The organism is Nocardia sp. NPDC051756, from assembly GCF_040681495.1.
GTDB lineage: Bacteria > Actinomycetota > Actinomycetes > Mycobacteriales > Mycobacteriaceae > Nocardia.
The window spans coordinates 79069-99172 of record NZ_JBFAYV010000007.1 but is presented as its reverse complement, the minus strand read 5'-3'; the positions used below and the strand labels follow the sequence as shown (position 1 = coordinate 99172).

General features: G+C 67.8%; 18 protein-coding genes. 7 read left to right on the top strand and 11 right to left on the bottom strand.

Features of this window, described 5'->3' with window-relative positions:
- The first annotated feature begins 95 nt into the window (after nt 1-95).
- The 4 genes from AB0M22_RS30595 to AB0M22_RS30580 all read left to right on the top strand — a co-directional run bounded on the left by AB0M22_RS30595 (nt 96) and on the right by AB0M22_RS30580 (nt 5019).
- Entirely contained in the window at nt 96-1445 is a 1350-nt protein-coding gene (locus AB0M22_RS30595; protein WP_364734288.1) for a M20/M25/M40 family metallo-hydrolase, read from the top strand.
- Nucleotides 1442-2965, top strand: coding sequence for a YfcC family protein (locus AB0M22_RS30590; RefSeq protein WP_364734285.1), 1524 nt, complete (start codon nt 1442-1444; stop codon nt 2963-2965). Before AB0M22_RS30595 ends, AB0M22_RS30590 begins: the two co-directional genes overlap by 4 nt.
- A gap of 25 nt (nt 2966-2990) precedes the next feature.
- Nucleotides 2991-4211 (top strand): metallophosphoesterase, encoded by a 1221-nt coding sequence (locus tag AB0M22_RS30585; RefSeq protein WP_364734282.1) that lies wholly within the window; start codon nt 2991-2993, stop codon nt 4209-4211.
- A 103-nt stretch (nt 4212-4314) separates the two neighbouring features.
- Nucleotides 4315-5019 (top strand): L,D-transpeptidase family protein, encoded by a 705-nt coding sequence (locus tag AB0M22_RS30580; protein ID WP_364734278.1) that lies wholly within the window; start codon nt 4315-4317, stop codon nt 5017-5019.
- Nucleotides 5020-5409: 390 nt separating this feature from the next.
- Here AB0M22_RS30580 and AB0M22_RS30575 read toward each other — a convergent pair whose 3' ends face one another.
- The 3 genes from AB0M22_RS30575 to AB0M22_RS30565 are packed head-to-tail and all read right to left on the bottom strand — an operon-like array spanning nt 5410 to nt 8213.
- Nucleotides 5410-6237, bottom strand: coding sequence for an SDR family oxidoreductase (locus AB0M22_RS30575; RefSeq protein WP_364734275.1), 828 nt, complete (start codon nt 6235-6237; stop codon nt 5410-5412).
- Nucleotides 6237-7037: a crotonase/enoyl-CoA hydratase family protein gene (locus AB0M22_RS30570; RefSeq protein WP_364734272.1), complete on the bottom strand. Its 801-nt coding sequence runs from the start codon at nt 7035-7037 to the stop codon at nt 6237-6239. Before AB0M22_RS30570 ends, AB0M22_RS30575 begins: the two co-directional genes overlap by 1 nt.
- Before the next feature lie 24 nt (nt 7038-7061).
- Nucleotides 7062-8213 carry an acyl-CoA dehydrogenase family protein gene (locus tag AB0M22_RS30565; protein ID WP_364734270.1) on the bottom strand — a complete coding sequence of 384 codons (1152 nt, stop codon included), beginning with the start codon at nt 8211-8213 and terminating at the stop codon, nt 7062-7064.
- A 124-nt stretch (nt 8214-8337) separates the two neighbouring features.
- Here AB0M22_RS30565 and AB0M22_RS30560 point away from each other — a divergent pair, with 124 nt between their 5' ends.
- Complete coding sequence (locus AB0M22_RS30560) at nt 8338-8916, top strand: TetR/AcrR family transcriptional regulator (protein WP_364734267.1); 579 nt, start codon at nt 8338-8340, stop codon at nt 8914-8916.
- 2 nt (nt 8917-8918) lie between these two features.
- On the opposite strand, the gene AB0M22_RS30555 is transcribed toward AB0M22_RS30560, so the two are convergent.
- Nucleotides 8919-9545: a LysE family translocator gene (locus tag AB0M22_RS30555; protein WP_364734265.1), complete on the bottom strand. Its 627-nt coding sequence runs from the start codon at nt 9543-9545 to the stop codon at nt 8919-8921.
- A 160-nt stretch (nt 9546-9705) separates the two neighbouring features.
- On the opposite strand from AB0M22_RS30555, the gene AB0M22_RS30550 reads away from it, so the two are divergent.
- Together AB0M22_RS30550 and AB0M22_RS30545 are read left to right on the top strand one after the other, a co-directional pair.
- Nucleotides 9706-11895, top strand: coding sequence for an aminotransferase class III-fold pyridoxal phosphate-dependent enzyme (locus AB0M22_RS30550; RefSeq protein ID WP_364734262.1), 2190 nt, complete (start codon nt 9706-9708; stop codon nt 11893-11895).
- Between the two features lie 268 nt (nt 11896-12163).
- Nucleotides 12164-12931 (top strand): response regulator transcription factor, encoded by a 768-nt coding sequence (locus AB0M22_RS30545; protein WP_364734259.1) that lies wholly within the window; start codon nt 12164-12166, stop codon nt 12929-12931.
- Here AB0M22_RS30545 and fabG read toward each other — a convergent pair.
- The 7 genes from fabG to AB0M22_RS30510 are packed head-to-tail and all read right to left on the bottom strand — an operon-like array spanning nt 12877 to nt 20103.
- Complete coding sequence (fabG, locus tag AB0M22_RS30540) at nt 12877-13581, bottom strand: 3-oxoacyl-ACP reductase FabG (protein ID WP_364734256.1); 705 nt, start codon at nt 13579-13581, stop codon at nt 12877-12879. The genes AB0M22_RS30545 and fabG overlap by 55 nt on opposite strands.
- A 20-nt stretch (nt 13582-13601) precedes the next feature.
- Nucleotides 13602-15959 (bottom strand): FtsX-like permease family protein, encoded by a 2358-nt coding sequence (locus tag AB0M22_RS30535; protein WP_364734254.1) that lies wholly within the window; start codon nt 15957-15959, stop codon nt 13602-13604.
- On the bottom strand, nt 15956-16723 hold the full coding sequence (locus AB0M22_RS30530) for an ABC transporter ATP-binding protein (protein WP_364734251.1): 768 nt from the start codon (nt 16721-16723) through the stop codon (nt 15956-15958). Before AB0M22_RS30530 ends, AB0M22_RS30535 begins: the two co-directional genes overlap by 4 nt.
- 3 nt (nt 16724-16726) lie before the next feature.
- Entirely contained in the window at nt 16727-17554 is an 828-nt protein-coding gene (locus tag AB0M22_RS30525) for a class I SAM-dependent methyltransferase (RefSeq protein ID WP_364734249.1), read from the bottom strand.
- Between the two features lie 23 nt (nt 17555-17577).
- Complete coding sequence (locus AB0M22_RS30520; protein ID WP_364734247.1) at nt 17578-18333, bottom strand: SDR family oxidoreductase; 756 nt, start codon at nt 18331-18333, stop codon at nt 17578-17580.
- A gap of 7 nt (nt 18334-18340) precedes the next feature.
- Entirely contained in the window at nt 18341-19633 is a 1293-nt protein-coding gene (locus AB0M22_RS30515) for a beta-ketoacyl synthase N-terminal-like domain-containing protein (protein ID WP_364734244.1), read from the bottom strand.
- Nucleotides 19630-20103: a 3-hydroxyacyl-ACP dehydratase FabZ family protein gene (locus AB0M22_RS30510; protein ID WP_364734241.1), complete on the bottom strand. Its 474-nt coding sequence runs from the start codon at nt 20101-20103 to the stop codon at nt 19630-19632. Before AB0M22_RS30510 ends, AB0M22_RS30515 begins: the two co-directional genes overlap by 4 nt.
- Nucleotide 20104 lies beyond the last annotated feature (1 nt).

The following is a 20104-nucleotide window of genomic DNA, read 5'->3' as shown; positions in this document are numbered from 1 at the left end:
CGTACGACACTTGTCCGGCGCGGGTTCGGTCACTCTTGGATAAACATCGCCGAGGCTTTGCTGAGGCGGGCGGATCGAGTGGTTCCATGTCCGGCATGAACCAGCGCGGTGACCTGCGTGGGATCGTCAGTGATCTGCTGCCGGAGCTCACAGAACTGCTCGAACAGCTGATATCGATACCGTCGATCGCGTTCCCCGGCTATCCGGCCGAGCCCGTACAGCGTGCGCACGATCGTATTGCCGATGAGTTGCTTAAGTCCGGCGTCGAGGATCTGCGGGTGCTGGAACTGCCCGACACCTCGCCGGTTGTGTATGGGCGCATTCCGCCCCCGCCCGGTGCGCCGACCGTGTTGTTGTACGGGCACTACGACGTTCAGCCGTCGGGTGACGAAAAGCTTTGGCATACACCGCCGTTCACTCCGATTCGGCGGGACGGCGCGATCTATGGGCGCGGCGCCGCCGACTGTAAAGCCAACGTGGTCGCGCATATCGGTGCGCTGCGGGCGCACGGTGGCAAGCCGCCTGTGGGGATCATCGTGGTCATCGAGGGGCAGGAGGAGTACGGGTCCGCGTTCGACGACTATCCGCCCGAGCAACCCGACCTGTTCCAGGCCGACGCTCTATTGATCTGCGACGCGGGCAATATTCGCGCGGGAACGCCGACGCTGACCACCGCGCTGCGCGGGGTCGCCGATGTATTCGTCGAGGTGCGTACCCTCGCCGCGCCCGTGCATTCCGGCCAATTCGGCGGCGCCGCACCGGATGCGCTGCTCGCGCTGATGGCCGCGCTGACCACCCTGCACGATGCCGACGGCAACGTCGCCGTCGAGGGCCTACGCCGGGACACGTGGACCGGTGCGAACTACACGGACACGGAATTCGCCGAAATCACCGGTATGGCACCGGGAATGCCGTTGCTCGGCACCGGTCCGATCGGCGAGCGAATCTGGTACGGGCCGGCGGTCACGGTCATCGGGCTCGACGCGCCGCCGGTGAAAACCGCTGCGTCCGCGGTTGTTCCGCATGCGCGCGCCTATCTCAACGTGCGCGTCCATCCGGAGCAGGATCCGACCGAAGGGCAGCGGGCGGTGATCGATCATCTGCGCAAGGTGAAGCCGTACGGGATCGAGCTCGAGGTCACCGGCGGTGATGTCGGGCGTGGATTCGCCGCGGCGACAAGCGGTCCGGCCTATTCGGCCATGCGCGCGGCGATGGCGAAGGCGTGGGGCGCCGAGGTGGTCGACTCGGCGATGGGTGGCTCCATTCCGCTCACCAACTCGCTGGCCGCGGTCAATCCCGGTGCCGAGGTGCTGCTGCTCGGGGCGGAGGACGCCAAGTGCAACCTGCACGGCTTCAACGAACGGGTGTTGCTGAGCGAGGTAGCGAATGTCGCACTCGCCGAGGCTGAGTTCTTCGAACTCTTCGCCGCCGGGGTGCGCCGATGAGCAACGTCGAAACAGCAGAGGCCACAACGGAATCCGAGCCGCCGGCGCAGAAGACGCGGTACTTCCCCTCCACCTACACGATCCTCGCCGGTGTCGCCGTGCTGGTGTGGCTCGCGGCGTTCGTCATACCACCGGGCGCCTACGACATCGATGACAAGGGCCACCCGATCGCCGGGTCCTACCATCGCATCGAAGACGCCAAGAACTTCGGCGCGCGGCTGCGCGATCTGTTCCTCTCGCCGATCAACGGCCTCTACGGTATTCAGGACGCCAAGTCCGGTCAGGTGGGTCCCGACCTGACCGGCAATCTCTACGGTGCGGCAGCGGTATTCCTGTTCGTGCTGGCCGTCGGCGCGTTCATCACCGTCGCCTTCGCCACCGGCGCGCTCGACAGCGGTATCGGGCAGTTGGCCTTTCGGCTGCGCCGCCGGTCCTCGCTGCTGATCGTCGGCGTCATGGTGGTGTTCGCGATCGCGGGCACGGTGGAGGGGTTCGCGGAGGAAACCCTCGGCTTCTACGCGCTGCTGGTGCCGTTGACCTTGGCGCTGGGCTACGACCGGATGACCGCGGTCGGCGCGATCATCTGCGGGGCCGGCGTCGGCATGCTGTGCTCCACCGTCAACCCGTTCGCCACCGGCACCGCCTCCTCGGCCGCCGGCGTGCCGATCGGCGACGGCATCCTGCTGCGGATCGCCATGCTGGTGGTGCTCACCGCGGTCACCGTCGGGTACGTGCTCTGGTACGCGCGACGGGTCAAGCGGGATCCGGGCAAGTCCTGGTCGGGCTGGCAGCCCGGCGATCGCGACATACGCGCCGAAGACCATGCGCCCGAGGCGATGACCCGTCGTCAGGCCGCGGTGCTCTGGTTGGTCGCGCTCACCTTCGCGTTCATGATCTTCGCGATCATCCCGTGGGCGGAGGTGATCGACGGACCCGATGCCGCGCCCTTCACGTGGGAATTGGGTTGGTACTTCCCGGAACTCACCGCGCTGTTCCTGGTCGGGGCGGTGCTGATCGGGCTCGTCGGCGGGCTGGGGGAGAACAGGATGTCCGAGGCGGTCGGCAAGGGGTTCGGCGATTTCGTCGGGGCGGGCATGGTGATCGTGCTGGCGCGCGGGGTCACCGTCATCATGAACAACACCGAAATCACCAGCACCGCACTGCATGCGCTGGAAGGCGTAGTGACCGGCACGTCGTCGGCGCTGTTCGCGATCGCCGTGTTTCTGGTGAATGTGCCGCTCGGCTTTCTGATTCCGTCGAGTTCCGGGCATGCCACGCTGGTCATGCCGATCATGGCGCCGCTGGCGGATTTCGCGAATGTGCCTCGGTCCCTGGTGGTTACCGCGTGGCAGTCGGCGTCCGGGTGGGCGAATCTGGTCACGCCGACGACGGCGGTCGTGACCGGTGGTATCGCCCTGGCGAAGGTGCGCTACGACCGGTACGTGAGATTCGTTGCGCCGCTTATGGGGATCCTGTTCGTGCTGATCTGCGCGTTCCTCGCGATCGGCGCCTGGGTCTGAACATGACTCGACATAGAGTGGTGCCGTGGTTGTCGTAGGCGTGGGAATCGTCGTACTCGGGGTATTCGGCGGGCTGCACTGGTATCTGTGGCGGCGGCTGGTGCGGGATACGACGATGCCCGGGTCGATCGGGCGGCGGGTGGGCACCGCGGTGGTCATTCTCGGGCCGCTCCTGCTGGTCGGCGCGTTCGTGGCCGAGCGGGCGGGGATTTCGTTTCTGGCCATCCAGATCTTGGCCTGGCCTGGATATATGTGGGGCGTGCTGTTCCTCTATCTCGTGCTGTGGCTGTTGGTCGGTGAGCTGGTTCGGCCGTTTTTCCGGCGGTGGGTCAATCGCAGCTCCGTCGCGGTCGAAGCGGCACTTGTTCCCGCAGGTGCACCCGACCGCGTCGAGCCCGATCAGCCGGCAGATCCGGCACCGGTTTCGCGACGGCTCTTCGTCTCTCGCGCCGTGGGTGGTGCGGCGGCCGTCGCGGCGGTGAGCACCGTCGGTTACGGCACCTACGGCGTGCTGGCCGGACCGCGAGTGAAGCATTTGACGGTGCCGCTGGCGAACCTGCCGCGCACCGCGCACGGCATGCGGATCGCCGTGGTCAGCGATATCCACCTCGGCCCGATTCTCGGTCGTGGGTTCGCCGAACGAGTGGTCGAGACGATCAACGGCACCCAACCGGATCTCATTGCCGTGGTGGGCGATCTGGTCGACGGCAGCGTCGAACACCTGCGCTCGGCGGTCGAACCGCTGTCCCGGCTCAAAGCACGGCACGGCGCCTATTTCGTCACCGGCAATCACGAGTACTTCTCCGGCGCCGAAGAGTGGATCGAGCACGTGCAGGAACTCGGGATGCACATGCTGGCGAACAGTCGCGTCGAGCTGCCCTATTTCGACCTGGCGGGCGTCAACGACCTTCAGGGCAAACTCATCGGTCAAGGACCGGATTTCACCGCCGCACTCGGCAACCGCGATCTCGCCCGCACCGCCGTGCTGATGGCGCACCAACCCGTTCAGATCCACGACGCGGTCAAGTTCGGCGTCGATCTACAACTGTCCGGACATACCCACGGCGGCCAGGTCTGGCCCGGCAATTTGATTGCCGGACTGGCCAACCCGACCGTCGCGGGCCTCGAGCGCTACGGCGACACCCAGCTCTACGTCACCCGCGGCGCCGGCGCGTGGGGACCTCCGGTCCGGGTGGGCGCGCCTTCCGACATCACCGTGATCGAACTCGCGTCGAAACAGGCGTGATTGTCTAGCGCGAGCAGCGCTCAGTCCTGGTAACGGGTGCAATCTGGCCACCGCGCCGTGCGCCGCCCGCTCGATCGCGGGACTCCGCAGTAGCGTCGCGTTCATGGCCGCTACTCAGTGCGTCGCCGGGCTCGTGGTTTCGCTGGTGGCCGCCGTCACGACGGGTTCGACGTACGGCGATCCGAGTGTCGAGCCGGCGGCCGTGTTGCGCCTCGTTCCGAGCGTCACCAGCCAGGTGGTGATCGTGCACGCGCCTATTGCCGCGACCACCTTTGCGATGTTGGAGACGTTCGAGAAGGTCGATGGTGCCTGGCAGCGTGGTTTTCCGGCGATGGTCGCCAGAATCGGCACGGATGGGTTCAGCGACCATCACCGGGAATCGGTGCCGTCCACGCCGACCGGCGTATTTGGCTTCGGCGACACGATGTATGGCGTCCAACCCGATCCGGGGACCCGGTACCCCTATCACCAGCTGACCGAAGGTGATTGGTGGAACGGAAACCCATCGAGCCTCGGCTACAACACCTTTCAGCACGGCACCGATCCCGGCGGCGCGAGCGAGGCACTATGGCAGATCTCGCCGGCCTACGACTACCTCGCATTCATCACCTACAACATCCCGGCCGTCCCCGGCGCGGGCAGCGCGATCTTCCTACACGTCAACGGATCCGGCGACACCTCCGGCTGCGTCACCCTCGCCCGACCCGACCTGCTCCGCGTGCTGCGCTGGCTGGACCCCGCACAGACCCCGCGCATCGTGCTCGGTCCGGACCGCGAATTGGTAGAGGTCGCGCAGCGTTCGAACTGACTGCGTTCCGACCGGGTTCGGCGGCGTGAACTCTGGTCACGAGGTTGGCATCGCTCAGGCAGATGGTTGCTTCGTATCAGCCGCTCCGACCACGACTTTGAACTCCCACGACCATCGCCAGGTCCAGGCCCATTTGAACGACCACGGCCACGACCAGCGGTCGGTTGTCGAAGGGGCCGGGTCGGTGGCGCGGGCAGCTATGCCACCCGCGACCGTTGCCGCGACGATCGCGCTGACCAGGACCGTTCCGAGTAGCGAAGAGAGTCTGTTCCAGCGAGAAATTGGCAAGGTGATCGAGTCCGTGCGTGGCATAAGCCCATCCCCCCGGGCGATTGCGGTTTGTCTACAGCCGTCCCATCTTCTCAGGGATACGAGGGTTGGTCGAGGGGATCAGCCGATGAGTCCGCCGCTGCAGGTGAGGGTTTCGCCGGTGATGTAGTCGGATTCGGGGAGGCAGAGGAGGTAGACGGCGCCTGCTGCTTCGGCGGGGGTGCCGAGGCGGCCGAGGGGGGCGATGTGTTGGGCGGCTTGGAGGATCATGGGGTTTACGCCGACTTTGATGGTGTGGCCGTCGATGTCGATGGTGGTGTCTTCGACGGCGGATTCGGTCAGGCGGGTTTGGATCAGGCCGAAGGCGACGGCGTTCACGGTGACGCGGTAGCGGCCCCATTCTTTGGCGATTGCCTTGGTCAGGCCGAGGATTCCGGCCTTGCCTGCGGAGTAGTTCGCTTGGCCTGCGTTGCCGTAGAGGCCGGCTAGGGAAGAGATGTTGACGACCTTGCGGGTAGTCGGGTTGCCCTCGGCGCGTTCCTGTTTCGAGGCCGCGCTGATGAAAGGCTGGGCCGCGCGCAGGATCTGGAACGGGGCCTTGAGGTGGACGTCGAGGATGGCGTCCCATCGGTCGTCGGTCATCTTCTGCACGACGGTGTCCCAGGTGTAACCGGCGTTGTTGATGATGATGTCGAGGCCGCCGAAGGTCTGGACCGCCGTATCGACGAAGCGCGCGGCGAACTCGGGGTCGGTCACGCTACCGGCGCATACCGTGGCTTCGCCGCCTGCGGTGGTGATTTCGTCGGCGACCTGTTGGGCCGCTTCGGGATCGAGGTCGTTGACGACGACCTTGGCGCCGTGGGTGGCGAGTTTGTGGGCGATGGCGGCGCCGATGCCGCGTCCGCTGCCGCTGACGATCGCGGTCTTGCCGGCCAGGGTCGGTGACATTAGGGGGTCGGTCCTTTCGGGGGGTCGAGTTCGGTGAAATCGCCGTGTCTGCCTGCGCCCGCGGCGAATCGGGCGGCGCCGGCCAGGGTGTCGGCGAGGAATGAGGTCATGCCGTGCTCGAATTCGTTGGCGAGGGCGTCGGATTCGGTGAGGCCGGCCTGTTCCAGCGTCGAGAGCCGGTCTTGGCGTAGGCAGGTCTGGGGGAATCGGGTGAGGTCGTGGGCGAGTTCGCGGGCCGCGGTGCGGGATTGGCCGTGGGGCACGATTCGGTTGGCCAGGCCGATGCGGTGGGCTTCGGCGGCATCGACCGGGCGGCCGGTGAGAATCAGGTCCAGCGCGTGGCTTTCGCCGATCAGGCGGGGTAGGCGTACGGTGCCGCCGTCGATCAGCGGTACGCCCCAGCGGCGGCAGTACACGCCGAACACGGCGTCCTCCTCGACCACTCGAAGGTCCGCCCAGATCGCCAGTTCGAGGCCGCCGGCGACCGCGTGCCCGGAGATCGCGGCGATGACCGGCTTGGACAGCCGCATGCGGGTCGGGCCCATCGGGCCGTCGCCGTCGCGTTCGGCGTGATTGCCGCGGTCGGTGCCGAGTGCCTTCAAATCGGCTCCGGCGCAGAATGTTTCGCCGACGCCGTAGAGGATCGCGACGGACGCTTCGGGGTCGGTGTCGAAGTCGCGGAAGGCGTCGGCGAGTGCGGCGGCGGTCGGGCCGTCGACGGCATTGCGGACCTCGGGCCGGTTGATCCCGATCAGCGTGATCGGCCCGTCCCGTTGGACGAGCACGGTGTCTGTGGACATGGAATCTCTTGTCTGCGAAGGGGTCTAGAGCGACCGGGCGATGAGTTCTTTCATGATTTCGTTGGTGCCGCCGTAGATGCGTTGCGCGCGGGAATCGGTGTAGAGCCGGGCGATCGGATACTCCTGCATGTAGCCGTAGCCGCCGAACAGTTGCAGGCAGCGGTCGATGACCTGCCCCTGGATGTCGGTCACCCAGTACTTGGCCATCGATGCGCTGGTGGTGTCGCGTGCACCGGCGAGGTAGCGCTCGACGCAGTCGTCGACGAAGACCCGCGCCACCCGCGCGAGGGTGGCACACTCGGCCAGCTCGAAGCGGACGTGCTGAAATCCGAACAGCGGCTTGCCGAATGCGTTGCGCTGCTTGGTGTATTCGATCGCCAGCTCGACTGCCAGTTCGGTCGCGACGACGCCCGCCACTGCGATTTCGAGTCGCTCGAGCGGCAGCTGCGACATCAGCTGGATGAAGCCCTGGCCCTCGTTGCCGCCGAGCAGGTTGGCCGCGGGTACGCGCGCCTCGTCGAAGAACAGTTCCGCGGTGTCGCCGCTGTGCTGGCCGAGCTTGTCGAGCACCCGCCCGCGGCGGAACCCGGCGCAGTCGCGGGTGTCGACCAGCAGCAGCGAAACCCCGTGTGCCCCAGCGTCGGGATCGGTTTTCGCCGCGACCAGGACCAGATCCGCGGAACCTCCGTTGGTGATGAACGTCTTCGCGCCCGAGATGACGTAGTCGTCGCCGTCGCGTCGCGCACGGGTGGACATCCGCGCCAGGTCCGAACCGCCGCCCGGTTCGGTCATGGCGATCGCCGCGATCACCTCGCCGCTCGCCATAGTCGGCAACCAGGCCCGTTTCTGTTCCTCGGTGCCGTACTCCACCAGATAGGGCGCGACGATCCCGCTGTGCACGATGTTGCCGAAGCCGGGCTCGCCGATGCGGGCCTGCTCTTCCAGCATGATCAGATCGTGGGCGGCGGTGCCGCCGCCACCGCCGTATTCGGTCGGCACGGCCATGCACAGCAGGCCCAAGGCGCCGGCCGCTTTCCAGAACTCCCGGTCGACGTGGCGCTGTTCGGCCCAGCGGTCCAGGTGCGGGACGGCCTCGCGGGCGAAGAACGAACGTGCGGTGTCGCGCACCGCGATCATCTCCTCGTCCGCCGACCACTTCGGCGTCGTGCTTCGCATGCTTCTTCCGTCCGTGAGGTTGGTCGCCCTCGACACGCAGGGCGGAGGGGATCAGGGGCAGGCGGCCGTGCACAAAGTGAAACAGTCCGATCGTACTGTTGTCAATGCCTGAGATGATGCACCCATGGCTCGTACGGAAGGTCGTCAACACAGCGATGCGGCGCGCAGTCAGCAAACCCGCGACCGCATCCTCCGCGCGGCGGTCGACTGCCTCATCGAGGACGGTTACGCCGCGACCAGCATCGGCGCCGTCCAGGCCCGCGCCGACGTCTCCCGCGGAGCGTTGCTGCACCAATACCCGAGCAAGGCGCAACTGCTCGTCGACGCCGTGCGCCACCTCTCCGACCAGCAGATGCGCGAAGTCGAGGAGACCACGAAAACGACTCCTCGGGACCCGGACTGGACGGCGGTACTCTGGCGCAGCTTCGCCACCCCGCTCTTCGGTGCGGTCCTGGAACTATGGGTGGCCGCACGCACGGACGAGGAGCTACGCAGCGCGCTGCTACGCCATCAGCGAGAGCTGCACGGCAACATCCGGGCATCCATCCTCGCGAAGGTCGCGGACCCCGTGCCCGCGAACTTCGACACGATCTTCGAGATGACCCTCACCTACTTCCGCGGCTTGGCGCTGACCACGATTCTGAGCATCAAACACCGCGACAAACTGCTCGACGACTGGCGCGCCATCATCAGCGGCGGCTGAAACTAGTTGCTCTGGAGGGCGATTCGGACGCCGAAGGCGACCAGCAGGGTGCCCATGACGGTGTCGAGGGTGCGGCGGACGCTCGATTTGGCGAGGAAGCCGCGTAGGGCGTCGACGACGTTGGCCAGGACGGAGAACCAGACCAGGGAGACGGCGGCGGCGATGGCGCCGAGGGAGACGGTGTCGGTGACAGTTGGTTCGGCGGGGAAGAACTGGGGGAGCAGGGCGAGGAAGAAGACCGCGACCTTCGGGTTGAGCAGGTTGGTCAGCAGACCCTGGCGGAAGGCCGCGATGGCGCTCGGTCCGCCGGCGGGCAGGTCCGCGGTCGACTCGTAGCCGCCGCGACGCGCGGCCAGCAGCGCGCGGACGCCGAGCAGCATGAGATAGCCCGCGCCGACGAGCTTGACGATCGTGAAGGCCAGCGCGGACGCCGCGAGCAGACCCGCGACACCGAGCGCGCTCACCACCGACCACAGGAATACCCCGCCGGCAATCCCTGCCGCACAGGCCATTCCGGCGCGACGGCCGGACAGCGCCGAACTCCGGGTGACGATGAAGAAGTCCGGTCCCGGCGACATGGCCGCCACCAGGATCACGCCGCCGAGGGCGAGCATCTGCGCTGTAGACATCACCCCGCCACCCTAGCGATCCCGGCGCTCGGCGGACAGCCGGATTCGGCGGGGTATTCGTTTGCCATCGGTCCAATTCGCGGAGCGGTCGGATAACCGTTGACATTCAGGTCGCCGTTCGGCCGATGTCGGGCCGATTTTCCGGCGTTACGCTGGCTTGATGTCGACTGGGGCAACTTCGGAAGACGCGCGCTGGGCGCGGCCGGAAATTCGGACCGCATTTCAGGGTAAGCACGAGCGGGTGCGGGAGATATTGGCCGAGCGGGTAGCGGCGAAATCGCCGAACATGGTTCTGGCGAGCACCTATGTTCCGCCGGACGGCGCGGTTTCGGCGTATCTGCTGCATCGGATGCTCAGCCGCGGCGATTCGACCGGAACCGCATGGCATTCGGTGTTCGTGAATTCCGGCGTCGAGGCGCTCGGCACGGTCGTGAAATACCTGCGCAACCGGCACAATCGCCGCGGCGAGGCCGGAGCCTGCCGCATTCTGGTGCTCGACCCGACCGGGACCGCGCGGTACGCATTCGGGCACGCGGTGCCCGGTCTGTCCGCGATCGTCGCGGACGGCATGCTGATTGTCGCTACCGTCGAGGAGTTTCTGCGCCGGATCGGCGCGGATTGGACGTCGTATGTCGTGATCGTCGACGGTCTGACCGACGAAACGTTGATGCCGGTGCGCGCGGCGCTCGAGGTTGCGCGCGAGCGTGGCGCGGTGGTGGCGTGGGGGCTGCTCGGCGACGAGGCCGCGCTCGCTCCGCTGCGCGAATCGGTCGCCGTCGCCGATCTGGTGCTCCTCGGCGAAGTCGGCGCGGGCAACGAGATGCCCTGTGGCACTGTGTCGTTCACCAGGGAGATGTTCGCGCTGTGGAACAACACGATGGACAGCATCGCGCACGTGTCGACATTCGGCGGCAACGGGCTGGCAATGCAGATGTTGTCCGAGAACTTGATTCGCTGGCGGCCGATGGATCGCCACGAACACGCGGCGGTAACTCGAATGCGGCACAACAGGTTTACCCGCAGCGCGCGACTACGCATGCACAGCAACACCTGGCAGACCAGGGCAATCGACCTCGCCGCCATCAACCTGACCTTCGACGCGGCCGGCGGCGTCCGGTACCGGCACGGCACGCGTGGCTATATCGACCTGGCCTCCGGCACCGGGCCGGCGTTCCGCGGGCACAACGTCCAGTCGCCCGACGCGATCATGGCGGCGGGCACGGACGGCGACGAAACATCAAGGCTGGAAAGCACGCTCGCGCGGTTGACCGGACTGCCGATCATGCTGCCCGCCGTGAGCGGGCAGAGCGCGGTCGACAACGCGTTGCTCGCGGCCCTGTGCGCCCGGCCCGGCCGCGCGACGGTGCTCACCTGTCGCGGAAACTATTCCGGCAAGGGCCCGATGTCACTGGCCCTGAGCCGGACCAGTTCGTTCTTCCGCGACCGTGACGAGCATGCCTTCAGCCCGTATCCGGTCGAGGTGATCGAGGCCGATATCGATGACCCGGCGGCATTACGGCGCGCGCTGCGGCGCGACGATATCGCGGTCGTCTGGTTGGAAATCGTGCAGGGCTACGACTGCGTCGAAATACCGCAGGCGGTACTCGACGAAATCGAGCGGGCGCGCGCAGACACCGGTTTCCTGGTCGGCGTGGACGAGATATTCACCGGCTTCTGGCGCTGCGATATCGACCACTTTCTCGCCTGCACCGGGCGCGGCTTCCGGCCGGATCTGGTCGCGCTGTCCAAGGCGCTCAGCGACGCGCTGGTGCCGATCGGCGCGGTGATGATCTCGGCGGCCGTCTTCGCGCAGATGTCGCGCACCGCACCGGATTCGGCGCAGTGGCTGCGCACGCACTACCGAAACGACATGGCGGCCGGGCTCGCCCGCGCGGCACTCGAGGCGGCCGAGCACGACCGGTCCGGGTCGGCCGATATCGAGGCGGCGATGGACGCGATGCTGCGCCGGGCGGTGCGCTCACCGCTGTTCGCGGAGTATCGGCGAGTCGGATTGCTCGGCAGGCTGGTGCTTTCGCCGCGGTCGATCGGCGCGCGTCCGCGACCGTCGGTGCAGAATTACGCGGAGGCGGTGATCGCACGGCTTATCGGAAAGCGTTGCGGCGCAATTACTTTGCAAATGCGGATCGCGCCGAGCACGGCGGGCGACGGTGCGCCCGAGTTGGTCGCGACGATGGCCGAGGTAGGCGAGTTTCTCGAGCGCCTGCCGCGCTGGACGGTGGATCGAACCACGCTCGGCTCATTACTGGGTACGGCAGGCCGGGAAATTGCCGCGGCGCTGCTGCGAGTGCGTGAGACGTATGGCGACCGAAAGGGCGGAACGCACTATTGAGAATGGTTCCGGCGAGCTCAGGTAATCGACAGTGTGCACATGAAGAATCGTTGATTTGCACAATGTATTCCGGAAGAAACAACGAAGTCATATCGCATTTACGTGCTACCCTGGTGAACATTCGCTGGGACGGATAGGAGCGTGAGATGTTTTGTCACGCAAGAGAACTGATCATGTGGAGCGGCGTGCCCCGCACCTTCGCGGCGCGATTACCGGACCCATTGCGGCACCGATCCCAGGGTCGGTGAGCGAGTGCCGGGGAGCTAGCGTGTCGGCGCACAGGCCAGTCACCATTCGATTGGTGGTCTGTGCGGACAGCGCCTTGATGCGTTCGGGTCTGTGTGTTCAATTCGATCGCGAACCGGATATCGATGTCGTCGACGATGTCGCCGGTGGACACAGCCTGCTCGGCGCCATCAAAGCGCACGCACCCGATGTGGTTCTGCTCGTCGGCGCGGTCGAAGGCAAACATCGCCTCGCCGAGATCGTCGCGGCGTCGAAAGTCATCATGGTCATGACGGAGGAGGATGTGGCGCGCGCGGTGAAACTCGTGCGAACCGGCGTGCGCGCCCTGCTCTCGTCGGGCTGCTCGCCGTTCGAATTGCTCTGTGCGATAAGGGTTGTCGCGGTGGGTAATCGGCTGGTGGTGCCGCCGCAGATCGTCGGTGGCCTCGATCATGTGGTGGCCTCCAGCGTCACCCGGAACCTGGATATCCAGGTGGCCGGGAGCCTGACCCGCCGGGAGGCCGAGGTCCTCGGACTGCTCGCGCACGGCCGTTCGAACGCGGAAATCGCCCGGCAGCTTTCGGTTTCGGCGACGACCGTGCGCAGTCACGTGCACCACGTATTGCAGAAACTGGCGGTCGGCACGCGCGGGCAGGCGGTCGCGGTGGCCTACGAGACCGGATTGATCGCCTTGCTCGACAACAGCGCGGACCACGGGCAGCAGCCGCAGGCGGCCAACGGGTTGCGCCGCGGCCGTCAGTGGCCCATGCCGAGCCCGCCGTCCACCGGAATCACCGCGCCGGTGATGTAACCCGCGTCCTCGCCGGCCAGAAACGCCACCACCCGGGCGATCTCGGCGGCGTCCGCGATGCGGCCGAGCGGAATCTTCTTGGTGACCTCGGCGCGCCACTGCGGGGTCAGCGCGGCCGTCATGTCGGTGTCCACGAATCCCGGTGCGACCACGTTGACGGTGATGCCGCGCGCGCCGAGTTCGCGCACGAGTGACCGCGCCAAACCGATCATGCCCGCCTTGGATGCGGCGTAGTTGGTCTGGCCAGCGGATCCGAGGAGCGCCGTCACGGAGGACACCAGGATGATCCGGCCGCGCCGCCGGCGAATCATGGTCCTGGCGGCTCGATTGATCACCCGGAACGTGCCGACCAGGTTGGTGTCCAAGACGGACGCGAAATCGGCCTCGGTCATCGCCGCGAGCAACACGTCCTTGGTGATGCCCGCGTTCGCGACCAGCACGTCGACCGCGCCGAGTCGCTGTTCGATCGTGGCGAACGCGCGATCCACCTGCCGCTGATCGGTGACATCGCAGGGCACGCCGAACAATCCGTCGGGCACGACACCGGAGCGCGTCGACACCGCCACCGGCATGCCCCGGCCGGCGAGTTCGCGGGCGATGGCCAGGCCGATGCCGCGATTACCGCCGGTGACGAAGGCGCAATGGTTCATCGGCACTCCTGCGGGCGGGCTCAATCGGATCGTTCGCGCATGATCGCGGCGAGGTCGAGGCGGCGAACGGCCCGCAGTCCGGGCAGCAGCGACGCGGCGGCGACCGTCAGGATCACGAGCGCCGCGATACCCAGGGTGCTCGGCCGGACAACCGCGTCGAGCTGGAACTGGTCGTTGGTATAGGTGGACAGGAAGGCGTGGCCGCCGAGCACCCCGAGCGCCAGTCCCGGCGCGATGCCGAGCAACGTCATCAGCACGTTCTCGCCGGTGATCAGGCGCGCGATCATGCCGGGCGGCATTCCGCCCGCCCGCAGCACACCGACCTCGCGCCGCCGCTCGGCGATGTTGATCGACATCGTGGTGAAGATGATGGCGAAGGCCAGCACGCTGCCCAGCGCCAGCATCACGCCGACGAACACGAAGAAGAATCCGGCGTAGCGGTCGATCAGCCGATTCAACTCGGCCAGATCCTCGTAGGCCGCGATGCCGGAATGGCCGGACAGCTCGTGTCGGAGCTGATCGGGATCGGTGCCCGGCGCGACGCGTAGCAGCGCCGAGCCGACCGGTATCGGCGTGCCCGCCAGCGCGTCGAGCTGTTCGATCGACACATAGGCGAAGGCGCCGATCGGCTCGTCGAGCACGCCCGAGATGGGCACCCGAACAGACTGCACGCCAGGCACTTTCACCTCGACCGAGTCGCCGGTATCCACGTGCAGCAGGCGCCGGACACCCTTGCCGACCAGCAGGCCGTCGGCGGCGCGGGAAACGGTGGAGCCGGCGACGGGGCGAAGGCCGTGCATCGTGGTGTCGCGGGGGAGCGCGATGAGTGCGGTCGAATAGGTCGCGCTGCCCGCGGTCAGGGTGACCGGCAATTGCACCATCGGTTCGGCGGCCACGACCCCGTCGGTGTGGGTCAGCTCGGCCAGGCGGCGCTGATCGACCGGAGCGGTGAAATCGACTCGCGCGTCGGCGGTTTGCACCTGATGGAACGACACGTCCAGGGCCTTGGCCATGGTGTCGAGCATTATCCACGAGGTGAGGATGACCAGCAGCGCCAGCGCGGTGCCCAGGACGGTGCTCCAGGTGCGCCGCGGGTTGCGGCCGATGGTGCGCAGCACGAGCAGCCACCGGGCGGGGAGCCGGCGCAGCGGCGGAATCAAGCGTTCGGGCAGGCTGATTCGCCCGGGACGCGGTGGCAGGGGTCCGCGCATCGCGGCGGCGGGCGGGGTGCGGCAGGCGAGCAGTGCCGGCGCGAGGGTGCCGAGTGCGCCTGCCGCGACCCCGAAGACCAGCCCGCCGAGAACGGTGATCGGCAAGACCTCGACGACCGCCGCCGACTCCGGTAAGTCGATCGCGCGAAGGTAGACACTGCTCAGTGCGCCGGATCCGGCCAGCCCCAGCGGGATTCCGGCGATCGCCCCGGCCAATCCGGCCACGATTCCGTATTGCAGGTAATGCCACAGGATCGTCGCGCGTCCCACGCCGCCGGCCAGCAGCACGCCGATCACCGGACGCTCGGTGCGCACCCGCCGATGCAACAGGATGTACGCCACCAGCCCGGCGGCACTGAGGAACAGCAGCGGAAACAGATAGGCGAGGCGCCCGAAGGCGTCGATGTCCATGCGCAGCAACCAGTTCGACGGTTGATCGGCTCGGTCGAGCACTTCCTGCGCACCGAGGTTGTTCGCCGTGCGCCGAAGCTGGTCGAGCGCGGCAGGATTCGGCGCGCCGGCGAATCGGACCAGGGTCTGGTCGGTCGCGCCCGGGGTGAGCGCGGTGGCCAGCGGCTCGGCCGCGAAGATCACGCCGAAGTTGTCCGGCAGCGCGAACATGTCGAGGCGGCTGCGCGCGGGCCAGAGGTACTCGGCCGAGGACACCACGCCCGCGATCGGGACGTCGCGCCAGCCGTCGGGTCCGAGCACCGAAAGCGTTGCGCCGGTGGTCAAGCCGAAGTGTTCGGCCATGTGGTGTTCGACCAGGATCTCATTCGCGGCCGGATAGCGACCGGACAGGATGGCCGGGGAGTTGATGCCGGGTGGGCGGTCCGGGGGAATGCCGACGATTCGGCCGCGCAGCTTGTCCCCGCCGACGCGCAACGGCAGATCGGCCTGCCGGCGCACGACGACGTCGGCGACGCCGGGCACCGTGCGCGCCGCGGCGGCGATGGCGGCCGAATCGCCGCCGGTCACCCAGACATCGGCGAATCGTTGCGTCGCGAAGGTGCCGACATAGGAGGCGGTCAGGTTTCGGTACGCGCCGTAGGACGCGGTGAACAGCGCGACCCCCAGGACGATGATCATCGTCTGCGCGGCGAACTGCGGCCATTGAGTGCGAATGTCGCGCAATAACTTCCGGCGCAGCGACGGATGCCCGGTCACCAGGACACCTCGCTCGCCCGCAGCGGCGCGTCCTGGTGCAGGTCTTCGACGATGCGGCCGGAGCGCATGCGCAGCACCCGGTCGGCGATGGCGGCGATGGCCTGGTTGTGGGTGACCAGCACGACGGCGCGACCATCGCGGTGGCACAGATCTTGCAGCAGGGTGAGCACGCCGCGCCCGGTGCCCAGATCGAGTGCGCCCGTTGGTTCGTCGCACAGCAGCAGGCGCGGCCGGTTCACCAGTGCGCGCGCGATCGCGACCCGCTGCTGCTGGCCGCCGGACAGCTGGGCCGGAAAGCGGTGCGCCTGCTCGGCCAGGCCGACCTCGGCGAGTACCTCGCGGACTCGGGATCGGACCGCGCCGCCGGTCAATTCGGCCAGCACCGCGATGTTTTCGGCCGCGGTCAGGGTCGGAACGAGATTGAAGAACTGGTAGACGAAGCTCAGCGACTCCCGGCGCAGCGCGGACATCGCCTTCGGGTCGAGGCCGGTGAGTGCCCGGCCGTCGACGCTGATGTCGCCGGTGGTCGGCGTTTCGAGGCCGCCGAGCACGTTCAGCAGCGTGGTCTTGCCCGACCCCGAGGGGCCGAGCACCACGAGCAGTTCGCCGGGGGCGATGGTCAGGTCCAGCTCGATCAGCGCGTGCACGGCGGTGTCCCCGCGACCGAACATCTTCGAAACACCGTGCAGCACAGCGATCTTCGATGCGGCGGGAACGGTGACCGTGCGCTGATCGCGCCCGGCTCGGTCCGTGGAGTACGCCATCGGCTATGCGGGGCCGCGAGTGGCGAGCACCCGGACCTGACCGAGCCGTCGCGCCGCGCCCTGTTCGGCGAGCGTCTCGAAGAAGGCAAGTCCGTCGTCGAAAAGCTTGTCGCCGAGCACCTCTCGCCCCTGCGTCGCGAAGCGCCGGTACGAGTCGGCCCAGCGCTGGTTGATCGCGACGAACATCGCCGTGCTGTCCCGGATGTCGATGTCGACGAATCCGGCGTGCGCCAGCAGTCGCCGATATCCCGAGGGGGTCTGCGGGAACAGGCGGCCATAGACGGACAAGGCGCGCAACGTGTCCGGATCGCGCGGAAACGGGCCGGTCAGCACCTCGTCGGTGAAGACAAGGCGGCCACCGGGTTTCAGTACCCTGGCGCACTCGGCCACCACCCGATGGCGGTCGGGCACGATGACCAGGCTGTCCACACTCACCACCGCATCGAATGTCGCTGCCGCGTAGGGCAGTTCGCGGGCATCGCCGTGATCGAAACGGATCGGCGGGCGCACGGCGGTCGCGGCGCGCCGGGCGATCTCGATCGCGGGCTGGGAGTAGTCGATGCCGGTCATCGCGCAGCCGGTGGCCTCGGCCAGATAGCGGGCGATGCCGCCGGTGCCGCAACAGAGATCGAGACCGGTCGTTCGCGGCGCCAGCCCGGTGGCCCGGGTCAGCTCGCGCAGCTGATCCCTGGTGGTCCAGCTCAGCTGGCCGAGATAGCCGCCCCAGTCCTGCCACAGATAGGCCATCATGGCCTGCCCGGAGGGGGTGAGCGTGATCTGCCGGTGGGTCAGATCGTAGATTCCCCTGGTTTCCTCGATCACGGTGCGCACGAGTGCCTCCTAGTCGTTCGGGCTCAGGACGTCAGCGAGGCGCCGCCGTCGACGACGATGGTCTGACCGCGGATCCAGCTCGCGTCGTCGGTGCACAGGAAGGCGACGACCTTGGCCAGATCCTCGGGCCGCCCGACCCGTCGCATCGGGCCGACCTCCGCGACCTGCCGCATCCAGTCCTGCGCGCCGGCCAGGGCGCGAACCGAGTCGGTCTCGATGAGCCCGCCGCAGACGGTGTTGACGTTGACCCCCGGCGCGAGTTCGACGGCCAGGTAGCGACCCATCGATTCGATCGCCGCCTTGCAGATGCCGAGCCCGCCGTAGCTGGGCAGATAACGCCGCCCGCCCATGCTCGACAGCAGGACGATGGCGCCGCGCCCGCCGGGCATCAGGTCGTAGGCCGCGCGGCAGCCGAACAACGCCGCGGTGACGTTCGTGTCGAGGGTGTAGCGCCAGTGCGGGGTTTCGAGCGCGAACAACGGCTTCATGATCGCCGACGCGGCGTTGTTGATGTAGAAGTCCAGCCCGCCCCACTGTTCGCCGATATCCGCGAACAGCCGTTTCAGCTGGTCTCGTTCGCCGACGTCCACGCGCAGCGCGAGGGCCCGCCTGCCTTTGCGTTCGATCTCGGTGACCACCTCACGGGCGGCGGAGCGTTTGCGCCAGTAGGTCAGGATCACGTCCGAGCCGCGGTCGGCGAACTCGAGCGCGATCGCCCGGCCGATGCCCCGGGAACCGCCGGTGACCAGGACGGAGCGTCCCGCCAGATCCGCTGACATGGCAACCTCACTTCGCTTCTCGCACTGCGCCGATCACCAATGCGGCGACTTCGGGACCATCCACGTTCCGGCTGAGCGTGACCGCGTACCGCGCGCCGAGCGCGCACGGCCGATCCACCACCTCGACCGCACCGGCGGCCGGGTCGAGCCGCTCGAGGTTGAGCGTCGGCGCGATGATGCCGTCGCGCACGCTCAAGCAGGCGAATGCCGCCTCGGCGACATCGGTGGCCGGGCCCATGTGGCCGGTGGCGGCCTTGGTCCCGGTGAGCCGGATACCGCGTTCGCGCGCCAGGGTTTTCGCGATGCCGCGCAGTTCGGCGCGATCACCGTCCACGGTGGCGTCGCCGTGCCCGTACACGTAGCCGACCTGCCCGGGATCGATGTCGGCGTCGGCGACGGCGCGCGCGATCGCGCCGCGGACGCCGCTGCCTTCGGGATCGGGCGCGAGCGGTCGGCCCCGATCGGTGGCGGCGCCGAAACCGGAGATCTCGGCCAGCATGGTCGCACCGTAGGCGCGGGCCAATTCGACCTCGGCGAGGACGAGCGCGGCCGCCCCCTCGGCGCAGACGTATCCGTCTCGATCCCGGTCGTACGGCCGGACCGAGCGCGCACCGTCGGTACAGGCAGAGGTCAATCCGAACTCGCGCAGGGCGAGCCGGGCGAATTCGTCCGCGCCCGCGTCGGTTCCGCCGCAGACGGCCACGTCGACTCGCCCGTCGCGCACGGCGCGGAAGGCCCGCCCGATCGCGCACAGGCCCATCGCCGACCCGTCGACCAAAGTGCTGTTCGCGCCGCAGATCTCGTGCCGGATGGTGATCTGGCACAGCGCCGCGTTGGGCAGGCCGGACAGCAGGAAGTCCGGCTTGGCCCGGTGCAGCGCCGCGTGGCCGAGCCGTTGGTAGTCGAGGGTGCCATCCGGCCTGCGCGCGGTGGCCAGCACCGGCGCGAACCGTTCGAGGTAGTTGTGTTCGTCCTCGTTCTCGTTGGAGCCGATGTAGATCCCGCGTCGCGCGGTGGCGGCGGCCCGGAAGACCGGTCCCGCGTCGGCCACCGCCAGATCGGCCGCGAACACACCGAGCCGGGAGGCTCGGGTCAGCCGTTTGAGCTGTTTGCGGTCGGCCGCGGCGACCGGGTGCCCGGTATCGTCTACCGTGCCGAAATAGCCCAGTTCGGAAGGACTTTCGCTGTGCCGTCGCTGTAATCCGGTCTCGGCCGCCAGAATTCGCTGCCACTGCGCGCGATAGTCGGTACCCAGGCAGGACAGGACGCCCGCGCCGACGACGGCGACGCGGCGCCTCATTGCCCGTTCACCTTCGTCCCGTTGAGCCGCAGCACCTGATAGTGCCGCCGGGTGCTGTCCGGATCCTCGAATTCGGTGAGTGGGTAACTGCGGCAACGGAAGCTCGCGACGGCGATCTTGCGCCCGTGTGCCTGCGCGGTGCCGCGGAAATCTATCTCGGTCGACTGGTCCGGCGCGCCGTCGTCGAGCCGGTCCACCGCTACCGTCAGCCGGTCGCCCGGCACCGCGAAGTCGATGAACTTGCTGTGCTGCACCGCGCTCAGCACTACCGTGGTGTGGAAGTCGCTACCGGTGATCACCAACCAGCGCGCCAGCTGGGTCATCGCCTCCAGCACCAGCACGCCGGGCAGAATCGGCTGCTGGGGAAAGTGATCGGCGAAGTAGTCCTCGCTCATCGCGGCGTTCTTCACGCCGACCGCGCGGCGTCCGCCGTCGAGTTCGGTGATCGCGTCAACCATGAGAAACCGCACG